General features: G+C 57.7%; 7 protein-coding genes, 9 tRNA genes and 1 rRNA gene. 12 read left to right on the top strand and 5 right to left on the bottom strand.

All coding sequences use genetic code 11. The features are described from left to right. Positions 1-132: 132 nt before the first annotated feature. From rrf to PM3016_RS31790, 11 genes are all read left to right on the top strand, one after another. Positions 133-249: ribosomal RNA gene (gene rrf, locus PM3016_RS31840) — 5S ribosomal RNA — on the top strand. Between the two features lie 12 nt (positions 250-261). Further along, a tRNA-Phe gene (locus PM3016_RS31835) sits at positions 262-337 on the top strand. A 28-nt stretch (positions 338-365) separates the two neighbouring features. After that, positions 366-450: transfer RNA gene (locus tag PM3016_RS31830), tRNA-Tyr, on the top strand. A 10-nt stretch (positions 451-460) separates the two neighbouring features. After that, positions 461-533, top strand: a tRNA-Lys gene (locus PM3016_RS31825). A 16-nt stretch (positions 534-549) separates the two neighbouring features. Further along, positions 550-635 (top strand) — tRNA-Leu (locus tag PM3016_RS31820). 13 nt (positions 636-648) lie between these two features. Beyond that, positions 649-735: transfer RNA gene (locus tag PM3016_RS31815), tRNA-Leu, on the top strand. A 5-nt stretch (positions 736-740) separates the two neighbouring features. Further along, positions 741-815, top strand: a tRNA-Gly gene (locus PM3016_RS31810). A gap of 11 nt (positions 816-826) precedes the next feature. Next, positions 827-900, top strand: a tRNA-Arg gene (locus PM3016_RS31805). A 106-nt stretch (positions 901-1,006) separates the two neighbouring features. Beyond that, a tRNA-Pro gene (locus PM3016_RS31800) sits at positions 1,007-1,083 on the top strand. Positions 1,084-1,088: 5 nt separating this feature from the next. Next, positions 1,089-1,159: transfer RNA gene (locus tag PM3016_RS31795), tRNA-Gly, on the top strand. A 104-nt stretch (positions 1,160-1,263) separates the two neighbouring features. Beyond that, positions 1,264-2,700: an amino acid permease gene (locus PM3016_RS31790; RefSeq protein ID WP_013920556.1), complete on the top strand. Its 1,437-nt coding sequence runs from the start codon at positions 1,264-1,266 to the stop codon at positions 2,698-2,700. Between the two features lie 153 nt (positions 2,701-2,853). On the opposite strand, the gene PM3016_RS31785 is transcribed toward PM3016_RS31790, so the two are convergent. Next, on the bottom strand, positions 2,854-3,684 hold the full coding sequence (locus PM3016_RS31785) for an AraC family transcriptional regulator (RefSeq protein ID WP_014372221.1): 831 nt from the start codon (positions 3,682-3,684) through the stop codon (positions 2,854-2,856). A gap of 126 nt (positions 3,685-3,810) precedes the next feature. On the opposite strand from PM3016_RS31785, the gene PM3016_RS31780 reads away from it, so the two are divergent. Further along, complete coding sequence (locus tag PM3016_RS31780) at positions 3,811-5,886, top strand: beta-galactosidase (protein ID WP_014372220.1); 2,076 nt, start codon at positions 3,811-3,813, stop codon at positions 5,884-5,886. 403 nt (positions 5,887-6,289) lie between these two features. On the opposite strand, the gene PM3016_RS31775 is transcribed toward PM3016_RS31780, so the two are convergent. The 4 genes from PM3016_RS31775 to PM3016_RS31760 all read right to left on the bottom strand — a co-directional run bounded on the left by PM3016_RS31775 (position 6,290) and on the right by PM3016_RS31760 (position 11,096). Further along, on the bottom strand, positions 6,290-7,555 hold the full coding sequence (locus PM3016_RS31775; RefSeq protein WP_014372219.1) for a dicarboxylate/amino acid:cation symporter: 1,266 nt from the start codon (positions 7,553-7,555) through the stop codon (positions 6,290-6,292). Between the two features lie 615 nt (positions 7,556-8,170). Further along, positions 8,171-8,896, bottom strand: coding sequence for a response regulator (locus tag PM3016_RS31770; protein ID WP_013920549.1), 726 nt, complete (start codon positions 8,894-8,896; stop codon positions 8,171-8,173). Between the two features lie 23 nt (positions 8,897-8,919). Further along, entirely contained in the window at positions 8,920-10,509 is a 1,590-nt protein-coding gene (locus PM3016_RS31765) for an ATP-binding protein (protein ID WP_014372218.1), read from the bottom strand. Positions 10,510-10,622: 113 nt separating this feature from the next. Beyond that, complete coding sequence (locus tag PM3016_RS31760) at positions 10,623-11,096, bottom strand: hypothetical protein (RefSeq protein WP_014372217.1); 474 nt, start codon at positions 11,094-11,096, stop codon at positions 10,623-10,625. Positions 11,097-11,212: the final 116 nt, after the last annotated feature.

The following is an 11,212-nucleotide window of genomic DNA, read 5'->3' as shown; positions in this document are numbered from 1 at the left end:
AGATGTTAGGTTTTCAGCTAGCAAGTGAGGATATGTCATTTTGGTAGTGACCTTTGTGCGAAGCACAACGGAACGAAAAATGACATAACCGAACGTATATCCAGTTTTCAAGGTATAAGCCTTGAACAACCGTTTGGTGATGATGGCGGAAGGGAACCACGCGTACCCATCCCGAACACGAACGTTAAGCCTTCCAGCGTCGATGGTACTTGGACCGCAGGGTCCTGGGAGACTAGAACGTCGCCAAGCGGATCTTACTATGGCTCGGTAGCTCAGTCGGTAGAGCAGAGGACTGAAAATCCTCGTGTCGGCGGTTCGATTCCGTCCCGAGCCACCATGAATCACATCTCAAGTGATCCAAGCCCGGAGGCTTAGTGAAGTGGCTAAACACGGCAGACTGTAAATCTGCTCTCATCGAGTTCGGTGGTTCGAATCCATCAGCCTCCACCATTTTTCATTTGAGCCATTAGCTCAGTTGGTAGAGCACCTGACTTTTAATCAGGGTGTCGTAGGTTCGAGTCCTACATGGCTCACTTTTTAATTTTATATGCGGTTGTGGTGGAATGGCAGACACGCTATCTTGAGGGGGTAGTGGGCGTAAGCTCGTGGAGGTTCGAGTCCTCTCAACCGCACCATCTAACTTTATATGCGGTCGTGGCGGAATTGGCAGACGCGCTAGATTCAGGTTCTAGTGGTGTAACAGCCGTGGAGGTTCGAGTCCTCTCGACCGCACCATCTTTGCGGAAGTGGCTCAGCGGTAGAGCATCGCCTTGCCAAGGCGAGGGTCGCGGGTTCGATTCCCGTCTTCCGCTCCATTCATTTCTTTGTTCCCTTAGCTCAGCTGGATAGAGCGTTTGACTACGAATCAAAAGGTCGGGAGTTCGAATCTCTCAGGGAACGGTTTCTTTTTCTTTAACACTTGATCGGGAAGCGTTTTCTACCTTCTGGAATAGACTACGTTTCTTACGTGATTGGAAGTGTTTAAATAAAAGTAAACCCATAAGATCGGGACGTAGCTCAGCTTGGTAGAGCACCTGGTTTGGGACCAGGGGGTCGCATGTTCAAATCGTGTCGTCCCGACCATTTTTGCGGATGTAGTTCAATGGCAGAACTCCAGCTTCCCAAGCTGGTAGCGTGGGTTCGATTCCCATCATCCGCTTCGCGTAAATAGAAGGGAAGAGCCGCTGCTTGCGGCTTTTTTCTTTTATAAGCGATATTTGGTAAATGATCCCGCACATCACATCTAAGAAGGAGTACATAAGCATGAGCAATGACAAATTGCAGCGCGGGCTGAAGGCGCGGCACATGACGATGATTTCGCTCGGCGGCTCAATCGGAACGGGTCTTTTCCTGGCCAGCGGCGGAGCCATCCACTCGGCAGGTGCAGGCGGAGCTTTTCTTGCCTATCTAACCATCGGCATTATGGTGTATTTTCTCGTTACTTCGCTTGGAGAGATGGCTACTTACATGCCCGTATCCGGCTCATTCAGCACGTATGCTTCCCGTTTTATCGACCCTTCCGTCGGTTTTGCCCTGGGGTGGAACTATTGGTACAACTGGGCTATCACGATAGCAGCCGAGCTGTCAGCGGCAAGCCTGCTCATTAAGTTCTGGCTGCCGGATACCCCTTCACTGCCCTGGAGCGTCTTGTTCCTGCTTCTCATGGTCGGGCTCAATCTGCTCGCGGTCAAAGGGTACGGTGAGTCGGAGTACTGGTTCGCGATGATTAAGATTATTACGGTCGTCGTATTCATTGCGGTGGGGATTCTGATGATCTTCGGGATCTGGACCAACCAGCCGGTGGGGTTCAGCAATCTGGGCGTAGGGGAAGGACCCTTCCCGGGCGGATTCCTTGCCGTTCTCGGGGTGTTCATGGCTGCCGGCTTCTCCTTCCAAGGGACGGAGCTTGTGGGGATCGCTGCGGGAGAGAGCGAGAACCCGCGTGAGAATGTGCCGCGTGCGATCCGTACCGTCTTCTGGCGCATCCTGCTCTTTTACCTCCTCGCCATTGCGGTGATTGGTCTGTTGATTCCTTACACCAATGAGAATTTGGCCGATGACAGTGTCATGATGAGTCCGTTCACCCTCATCTTCGAGAAGGCGGGCCTCAGTATTGCGGCTTCCGTCATGAACGCCGTCATTCTGACTTCGGTGCTCTCGGCAGGGAACTCGGGGATGTACGCTTCGACCCGGATGCTTTGGCAGCTGGCTAAGGAAGGCAAAGCGCCGGCATGGTTCGGCCGTCTGAACCGACATGGCGTGCCGGTTCCGGCTCTCATAGCGACCGCAGCACTGGGCATGCTAGCCTTCTTGTCCTCCTTCTTCGGTGAGGGTGTTGTGTATACCTGGCTGCTCAGCGCTTCCGGGATGACCGGCTTCATCGCCTGGCTGGGGATTGCGGTTAGTCATTACCGGTTCCGCAAGGCATATGTCGCTCAGGGCAAATCGCTCGATGATCTGCCTTACCGGGCCAAATGGTTCCCGTTCGGCCCGATTCTGGCCGGCGTGCTCTGTACGATCGTAATTATCGGGCAAAGCTTCGGGGCGTTCAGCGAGGGCAAAATCGATTGGGCTTATCTGGTCGCTTCTTATATCGGGATTCCCATCTTCCTCGTCTTCTGGCTTTCGTACAAGTTCAAGCACAAAACCAAAGTATTGAAGCCCGAAGAGTGCGTCTTTGACGATATGGTTGGCGAATAATTCATCATATGAAACATAAGAGCCGGTTCTCGTAGAGAGAGCCGGCTTTTTTGCTGCGGGGGTTGAAGAGGAGAACAAGACGGCTGCTTCAGGAATAAAAGCCAGCACTCCAGTGAACGTCCCGGCGGTTAACCTAGCTTTGCTGCGGCAGCTTTAATGCAGGCTGCGGTACTGCTCCGGCGTCATGCCGGTTAAGCGGCGGAACGTGGCAATGAAGTGGGAGGCGTCGCGGAACCCGACGCGTCCCGCGATGACATGGATGGGAGGCGAGGCGCCGCCCCCAAGCAGCTCTTTGGCCTTGCGGATGCGCAGAGACAGCAGATAAGCATAAGGGGTTGTGCCGTAAGCGCGGCGGAACAAGGTCGTCAGGTGGCGGGGACTGTGGCCGAGCACGGAGGCAATCTCGGGCATGCCGATCCCCGGATCACCGTAATGAGCTTCGAGCCACCGCGTGACCGGCTCGAGCACCCGCAGGGCGTCCGAGAGGGACGGAAGCCGGCCCGGCATCCCGAACTGCTTGAGGGCCGCGAGGAAGCGGTACACCTCGCAGGAGAGCTCAAGCAGGGAGCCGGGATGCTGCCGCTCCGCCGCGGCGAGGAGGCGCTGGGTTTCGGCCTTCATGCTGTTCTCCCCTTCCGCCGTGTTCCAGGTCCACACGGAAGGACAGGGGAGCCCCAGCGAGGCCAGAATCCCTTCCGCCTGGGCACCGTCGAAGGTGACATAGGCGGTAGCCCAGTCGCCCGCCGTACCTTCATAGACATGAGGAAGGTGCGGCGGCAGAAGTACGGCCGTCTGAACGGGCAGCCGCTCCTGTCTGCCGGCGAAGGTGATCACCCCTTCGCCGCGGACGGTCAGCAGCCAGTGGTAGACGGGATAGCCTTGGGGCCGGGAGATCCGCTCCTGCTCGGGATTGAGGCCCACGCTCTCGAGATACAGCGGCAGCGGCGTTTCCGGCAGGGCGGGGATGCAGTGCTTTTTGTCCATGGAATGACCTCGGTAAAGTTCCGTATTCTTATATACACATACCAAATATTATATATATTCGCTTCTTTCCTTATAGTACTATGAATGTATTCTTATATTCAAACCTAACACGAGGAGAGATGTCCTGTGATCAATAAGAAGCTTCCCAAGATGTTCTACGGCGGAGATTATAATCCTGAACAGTGGGACAAACCGGTATGGGATGAAGATATGCGGATGTTCCAGCTCGCGGGAATCGACGTCGCTACGGTGAACGTGTTCTCATGGGCGCTGCTGCAGCCTAGTGAAAACGAATACAACTTCGAGCTGCTCGACGAGATTATGGATAAGCTGCACGAAAACGGCCTGTATGCCTGCCTGGCTACGAGCACGGGCGCACACCCGGCCTGGATGGCTCACCGTCACCCTGATGTGCTTCGGGTGGACTTCCAGGGGCGCAAGCGCAAATTCGGAGGCAGACACAATTCCTGCCCGAATTCCCCTACCTACCGCAAATATGCGCGTCTTCTGGCCGGCAAGCTCGCTGAACGGTACAAGGACCATCCGGCGCTGCTCGTATGGCACGTATCGAACGAGTACGGCGGGGAGTGCTACTGTGACAACTGCGCCGAAGCCTTCCGCGTATGGCTGCAGCAGCGCTACGGATCGCTTGAGGCTGTGAACAAGGCGTGGAACACGCGTTTTTGGGGCCACACGTTCTACGATTGGGAGGAGATCGTGCCTCCGAACGAACTCAGTGAGCAGTGGGGGCCGACCCGAACGAACTTCCAGGGCATCTCGCTCGATTATACACGCTTCAACTCCGACAGCCTGCTCGAGTGCTACAAGGAAGAGCACGAGGAGCTTAAGAAGCATACGCCGGACATTATGGTTACGACGAACCTCATGGGGACGTTCAAGCCGCTCGACTACTTCAAGTGGGCGAAGCACATGGATATCGTATCGTGGGATAACTATCCTGCTGCGGACACGCCGGTCAGCCGGACGGCCATGACGCATGACCTCATGCGGGGACTCAAGGACGGCGCGCCGTTCATGCTCATGGAGCAGACGCCGAGCCAGCAGAACTGGCAGCCGTACAATTCACTGAAGCGCCCGGGCGTCATGAGGCTGTGGAGCTACCAGGCGGTGGCCCGCGGCGCCGATACGGTGATGTTCTTCCAGCTGCGCCGCTCCGTAGGCGCCTGCGAGAAATACCACGGTGCGGTAATCGAGCACGTCGGCCACGAGCACACGCGCGTCTTCCGCGAATGCGCCCAGCTTGGGGCGGAGCTGCAGCAGCTCGGCGATTCCCTGCTGGATTCGCGGGTGCCGTCGCGGGCTGCGATCGTTTTTGACTGGGAGAACTGGTGGGCTGTGGAATTCTCGAGCGGCCCGACTGTAGCGCTGCAGTATGTGGAAGAAGTGCACAAGTACTACGATGCGCTGTATCAGGCGAATATCCAGGTGGACATGATCGGCACGGATGCCGACCTTAGCGGGTATGATGTCGTGATCGCCCCGGTTCTCTATATGGTGAAATCCGGCTATGCCCAGAAGGTCGAGGAGTTCGTCCAAGGCGGCGGCACCTTCCTGACGACCTTCTTCAGCGGCATTGTCAACGAGAACGACATCGTGACGCTCGGCGGCTATCCGGGCGAGCTGCGCAAGGTGCTCGGCATCTGGGCGGAGGAGATCGATGCGCTGCTCCCTGGCAAGCAGAACCGGATCGTGATGAAAAAGGAGCTCGGCTCGCTGCAGGGTGAGTATGCCTGCGAAATGCTGTGCGACCTGATTCACTCGGAAGGCGCTGAGATCATCGCCGAGTACGGAGACGACTTCTACCAAGGCATGCCGGTAGTGACGGCGAACACCTTCGGACAGGGGCAGGCCTGGTACCTGGCGTCGAGTCCGGAGCCAAGCTTCCTGCAGGGGCTGCTGCAGCAGCTCTGCCGCGATAAAGGGATCGAGCCCCTGCTCGAGACTCCAGCCGGTGTGGAAGTGTCCCGCCGCCGCAAGGACGGCAAGGATTACTACTTCCTGCTCAACCACAACGCCGCTCCTCAGACAGTGGATGCTGCAGCGCTCGACGCAGTGGACGTTCTGGCCGGGGGCAAAGCGGGCATCGTTGAGCTGCCGGCCCACGGCGCGGTCATTCTCCAGGCGGCCGCGTCTGCAGAAGACACCCGCAGCGGAAGCGCGCAGGGCGTGCTCAGCCGTTAAAAGCGCCTCAGCTTTGGCGGCCGATCCCCGCCGCCGTTGAAGTACTATGTCCCCGTTCGTGCTGCTCCTGCGGTGTCGGTTGCGAACGGCGGACATGAGATTCTGGCGGAAAGCAAGGATACACAGCGGGCAGCGCCTGCAGGCAGCCAGCCCTTAGCGGGATGCCCGGTGAAGAGCCCCGAGGTTTGAGGTTGGATCGTCCGAAGGTAAGCTTCGAGGCAGATTCTTTCGGAATATCATACGGTGTGACAACGAGCAAGAGCCCTGGAACCGGCAGTCATGTGCCGACCAGGGCTCTTTTTGGTGCTGCTGAATGATGCCGTTACTGCTGGAATGATGCGGCAGGCGGCTGACAAGAAAGCCCCCCTCGGTAGGCCCGAGGGAGGCATATAAGTCGACTTTATTAGGCACTGACCTGCTTTTTGGAAGTGGAAAGCACTTCAGCCGTCTGCGGTGTGAATTCGCCTTCCATCTTGGAGACGACCACCGTCGCTACGCCGTTGCCGATGAGGTTCGTGACGGCGCGGGCTTCGGACATGAAGCGGTCGACGCCGAGGATCAGGGCCATGCCTTCGACCGGAATGGACGGGAAGACGGCCAGGGTCGCGGCGAGCGTGACGAAACCGGATCCGGTGACGCCGGCAGCTCCTTTGGAGGTAAGCATGAGCACACCGAGAAGGGTCAGCTGCTCCATCAGGGAAAGATCGACGCCATAGGCCTGCGCAATGAACAGGGCGGCCATCGAAAGATAGATGGAAGTGCCGTCGAGGTTGAAGGAATACCCTGTTGGAAGCACGAGACCGACGACGGACTTGGAGCAGCCGTACTTCTCGAGTTTGTCCATCATCTTCGGCAGCGCGGCTTCGGAAGATGAGGTGCCGACTACGAGGAAAATCTCCTCTTTGATGTAACGGATGAACTTGAAGATGCTGAAGCCGTACATCTTGCAGATCGCTCCAAGGATAATGATGATGAAGAGGGCCATCGTCGTGTAAACCGATCCCATCAGCTTGCCGAGGTAGATCAGGGACCCGAAGCCGAACTTGCCGATCGTATAAGACATCGCACCGAAGGCGGCGATCGGAGACACTTTCATGATGATATTGACGATGCCGAACAGGACTTCGGTGATTTTCTCGAAGAAATCGATCACCGGCTTGCCGCCTTTGCCCATGGCCGCAAGAGAACAGCCGAACAGCACGGCAAGGAACAGCACAGGGAGCAGGTCCCCCTTGGCGAACGCTCCAATGAAGCTGTCAGGGATGATCGTCAGGACAAAATCCATAAATCCGTGGCTTGTGGCGGCAGCCTGCTTCGTGTAGGTGGAAATATCTCCTTTGGACGCATTCGCCGCATCGAAGCCCTCCCCTGCTCTGAATACGTTTGCAACCAAGATGCCGATGGCCAGCGCGATGGTGCTTACGATCTCAAAGTAAAGGAGCGCCTTGCCGCCGATTTTGCCGACCTTCTTGAGATCTCCCATTCCCGCGATCCCGATGACGATAGTGAGGAAGACGATCGGAGCAATAATCATTTTGACCATCTTGATAAAAATATCGGCGAGCACTTTCAATTCCGTTCCGTATGCAGGGAAGAAGGCCCCGAAAGCTATGCCTAATACGATAGCTGCAATCACTTGGGTAGTCAGGCTTTTCGGATTGAATTTCACGTAAATTCACTTCCTTTTGTAGAATGTTAAGGTTATGTGTAGATGATATCGCTTACAATCAAGGAAGGGAATCATTTGAACATAATGGATGTTTTGGTCTTTATGGTCTTGGCCGGGCGGGGAGAAAAATAGTTCGATGGCAGCTTGAGGAGTCAGCGAAGCGTTATAAGCGGAGGGGGGCGGTCGGCGGGCATGGATTAAGATTGGAGAAGGGGGGAAGCAGTGTGAGAAGGAGGACCGGCATGGAGATGAGGTACAGTCCGAGCAGTGAAGGGAGACAAGTGAAACAGGAAGAGGGAGCGCTTGATTGGCAAAGAAGGCACTGAATGAGCTAGAGATAGGAACGGTAAAGGAACAGGGAGAAGAGGCAGGGATGGGTGGGGCCAGAACGGTAAAGGAACAGGAGTGAGAAGAGGACGAGCAGCTTCGGGCTGGAAGTGGGGATCGGTCGGGAGGTCGTAAAAGTTTTCCGGGGGTCAGAGAGAAGAGTGCATGAGGAACCAGGGGAAGACAAGCAAAGAAAAGTCCAAATGTAGGGCGGTGGGAACTCGATCAGGCGTCAGCTGCGATCCGGGCGCTCAGCAGGCCAAAGGAACACCCGTAGCGGACGCCGGGTTAGAGCCAGCCGTCCGCTTTCGTGGTCATGACATACGTATTCACCGGGCGGCCGACGCCGTACTGGAGATCCAGCCGCACGCGGCCGTTTTTCTCGAGATAGTCGAGGTATCTTCTGGCGGTAACCCGGGCGATCCCGACGCCTTCGGCCACCTCCTCGGCGGAGAGGGGGCGGGCCTGGCCGGACAGGAAGCCCACAATCTGCTTCATGGTCACCGCCTGCAGGCCCTTCGGAAGCTCGCTGGGCCCCGCCGGGGCCGCATCGTCTGCGTGCGCGGCGGAAGCAAAGCGCAGCCGGTCCAGGTCGGCCTGCGTCAGGGGCTGCTCACTGCCCAGCGTGTGCTTCATGCTGCGGAAGCGCTCGAGTGCCTGGCGGACCCGTTCGAATTTGAACGGCTTCATGATGTAATCGAACGCTCCGTTCCGTAACATCTGTTCCACGGTCCGCTGATCGTTGGCCGCGGAGACGACGATCACTTCCACGGGGAACTGCTCCGAACGCAGCTGCGCCAGGGTCTCGATCCCGCCGAGCCCGGGCATGAAGATGTCGAGGAAGACCAGATCGGGCCGCATGGTGCGAATGAGCTGAAGCCCCTCATTGCCGTTCGATGCCGCGGCTTCGACACGGAAGCCCTCGACCCGCTCGATGAACTGGCGGTTGACCTCCTGTACCATGGGATCGTCTTCAATAAGAATCACGCTGAAACGGGAGGGCGTGGAATTCATTTTGCGCTTGGCCTCGCTTTCAGTTAAAGGTCTTCTTCCATCATGGGAAAGGTTACGGTAATGGACGTGCCTTCTCCCGGCGTGGACTCGAGGGACAGCTCGCCCCCGCCCTTGTGCAGGATGCCTGCCACCAGGTGGAGTCCGATCCCCCGGTCGCTGCCTCCCTTGGTCGTAAAGCCCCGGTCGAAAATCCGGGCGCGGGCGGGTTCCTCGATGCCCGTCCCGTTGTCTTCGACAAGCAGGGAGAGAATCTCCTCATCCTGCTCAATGCTGACAAAGATGCGTTTGTCCCGCTCTACCGGCGCCAGCGCATCAAAGGCATTTTCGATAAGATTGCCGAGCACGATGACGAGATCATGCTGATCGAGCCGGGGAGGGAAGCGGTCCAGCCTGCTCTGCCGGTCGACGGTGACTTCGATGCCAAGCTCCTGACCGCGGCTGATCTTGCCGAGGAGCAGGCCGCCGATGCTCTCATCCTTGATCCGGGCGCTGAGGAAGCCCGTCAGCTCTTCACGGCGCTCCGTAATCTCGAAGAGGTAATCGAGCGCCTTGTCGTTGCGGCCGAGCTGGATCAAGCCGCCGATCGTATGGAGCTTGTTCATGTATTCGTGGTTCTGTACCCGCAGCGCATCGACGAAGGCCCGGACGCCGGTCAGCTCCTCCGCCATCCGCGTCACTTCCGTGCGGTCCTGGAAGATCGCAACGGCGCCAACGGTGTCCCCTCCCACCGTAATCGGTACCCGGTTGCTCATGATCCGGGCCCCCCGGACCATCAGCTCCTGATTATAAACCGGGTGGTTCATGGCCAGAATCTCCGGCAGCCGGGTGTCCGGGATGACCTCGCGGATGGGCCGGCCGATCACCTCGCCTTGAATGCCGAGCATCTCTTTGGCCTTGTCGTTGAAGATCGTAATGGCCTCATGCTTGTCTATGGCGATGACGCCCTCGTGCATGGCATGGAAGGTGGCGGTCCGCTCGACCAGCAGCCTCGCGATCTCCTGCGGCTCCAGCTCGAACATCTGCTGCTTGATGTGCTGGGCGAGCTTCCAGGAACCCCATAACCCGAAAGGCAGGGAAAGCAGGAGGACAAGAGATGCTTCCCGGGTCATCCCGGAGATAATCTGCGGGATGGTGGGCATCAGGCGCCCGACCAGGGCCACGCCGATCTGAACATGGTTCTCGTCCATGACGGGCACAAAGGCTCGCAGGACGGTTCCAAGCTCGCCCTTCCCCTTGGAGAGATAGGTATGCTCGGCAAAAGCGGCCCCCTCATCCTCTCCGGCCGAGCGGGAGCCGATCAGACTTTCCACCGGATGCGACTGCCGGAAGCGGTTCATATCCATGACGACCACGTAGGTCGCATCGTTGATGATACGGATCCGCTCGGCCGCGGGCTGGATGCCTTCGCGCAGCCGGGGGTCGCGGAGCCCGTCCCGGATCTCGGGCATCTGGGCCACCGTCCGGGCGGTAACCAACAGCCGCCGTCCAAGTTCCTCCTCCCGCAGATGGACGATGGTGCCGAGCAGAATCGTTCCGCCGATAAGCAGGGAGAAGAGAACGATGCCGAACGAAAGAATAGCAATCTTGGAACCGATGCGCAGTCGCTGAAGCATAGGCCTGTCTTCCTTCCGGGTCGTGTTTCGTGCCCCTATCATACAACAAGGCGCAGCTTATTGGGAAATGGGCGCACAGCAAAAAAGCCCCATCTTCCCGGGGCCTCCGCGTGCTACGAGCCGGAACCGCCGCCTTGATTCTCGCCGCTCTGTCCCGCATCGCCGCCTTCTTTTCCCTGCTCATCGCCTTTGCCGCCGCCTTCCTTCTTCTCTTCCTTTCCGCCTTTTTCTTTGCCTTCTTCCTTCTTGCCGAGAGACTTCCAGGGGTTGCCGCCTTTGCGGATTTTCTCTTCCGTGTCGAACTCCCTTAGAAGCGTCTTCTCCTTTTCTTTCTGCAGCTTCTCGAGCGTTTTCTTCTCTTCCTTGCGGCGCTTCTCCAGTTGTTCGGTCTCCTGCTTCTTGAGATCCTGGTACATCTTCATATGCTGCTGCAGCTCGGAATCGATCGGCGGCTTGGTCTCTTGAGGTGCGCTTTGGGCCTTGGCGGCTCCCTGCTGTTCCTGCTGTGCTTTGCCGCATCCGGCAAGCAGAAGAGAACAGACGGTCAGGCTGATCAGAAGTTCGGAAATCCGTTTTCCTTGCAGCATCAGGTCCACTCCTCCTTGGTCGGTAGATCTTCGCTGTTGCTAGTGTAACCGGAAGTGACGGAGTTCATGAGAAGGAAGGGAGGGCTGTCAGGCGGACCGCTTTCCTGTATACTTGG

Origin of the sequence: Paenibacillus mucilaginosus 3016, assembly GCF_000250655.1 — a bacterium.
Taxonomy (GTDB): Bacteria; Bacillota; Bacilli; order Paenibacillales; family NBRC-103111; genus Paenibacillus_G; species Paenibacillus_G mucilaginosus.
The sequence above is the reverse complement of the archived record's forward strand: the minus strand, read 5'-3'. Positions and strand labels throughout refer to the sequence as shown.

Bases quoted from the DNA above. Each gene is read 5' to 3' on its own strand.
- PM3016_RS31790 (WP_013920556.1), top strand. From the start codon at position 1,264: ATGAGCAATGACAAATTGCAGCGCGGGCTGAAGGCGCGGCACATGACG.
- PM3016_RS31765 (WP_014372218.1), bottom strand. From the start codon at position 10,509: ATGCTTCAGCGACTGCGCATCGGTTCCAAGATTGCTATTCTTTCGTTC.
- PM3016_RS31785 (WP_014372221.1), bottom strand. From the start codon at position 3,684: ATGGACAAAAAGCACTGCATCCCCGCCCTGCCGGAAACGCCGCTGCCG.
- PM3016_RS31760 (WP_014372217.1), bottom strand. From the start codon at position 11,096: ATGCTGCAAGGAAAACGGATTTCCGAACTTCTGATCAGCCTGACCGTC.
- PM3016_RS31770 (WP_013920549.1), bottom strand. From the start codon at position 8,896: ATGAATTCCACGCCCTCCCGTTTCAGCGTGATTCTTATTGAAGACGAT.